A 525-nucleotide genomic window follows, 5' to 3' on the forward strand; every position below is an offset into this window, starting at 1 on the left:
TCGCCGACATTGCCGATGTGCGGGCGGCCTCGCCGAGGCAGGTCGAGATTCTGCTCAAGTCGCCCAATCCCGACATGGACTATGTGCTGTCGGACCTGCATTTCGCCATGGTCCCGGCGGGCTTCGCGGACTGGGCGAAGCCGGTCGGCACCGGGCCGTTCAAGCTCACCGCCTTCCAGCCGGGCGTGCGGGCGACGGCCAGCCGCAACGAAGCCTACTGGAGAAGCGACCGCGGCCATGTCGACACGGTCGAGTCCGTGGTGATCAACGACATGACGGCCCGCGTCTCGGCGCTGCAGGGCGGCTCGGTCCACATCATCAACGGCGTCGACTACAAGATCGCGCCGCTGCTCAAGAAGGATCTCCGCGCCTATCTGGTGGTCACCGAAGGCAAGCAGCATTTCTCGCTGCCGATGGACGCGACCAAGGAGCCGTTCAACAACCCCGACATCGTGCTGGCGCTGAAGCACGCGCTCGACCGCAAGCAGATGGTCGATCTTTTGATGGCCGGCTATGGCCGCGTCG

1 protein-coding gene is annotated in these 525 nt (G+C 65.3%); it reads left to right on the plus strand.

Annotation, left to right across the window (positions count from 1 at the left end; all coding sequences use genetic code 11):
- A partial coding sequence (locus tag EOA33_RS38165; RefSeq protein ID WP_245482620.1) for an ABC transporter substrate-binding protein occupies nt 1-525 on the plus strand: 525 nt, incomplete at both ends.

This window comes from Mesorhizobium sp. M4A.F.Ca.ET.050.02.1.1, from assembly GCF_003997725.1.
Taxonomy (GTDB): domain Bacteria; phylum Pseudomonadota; class Alphaproteobacteria; order Rhizobiales; family Rhizobiaceae; genus Mesorhizobium.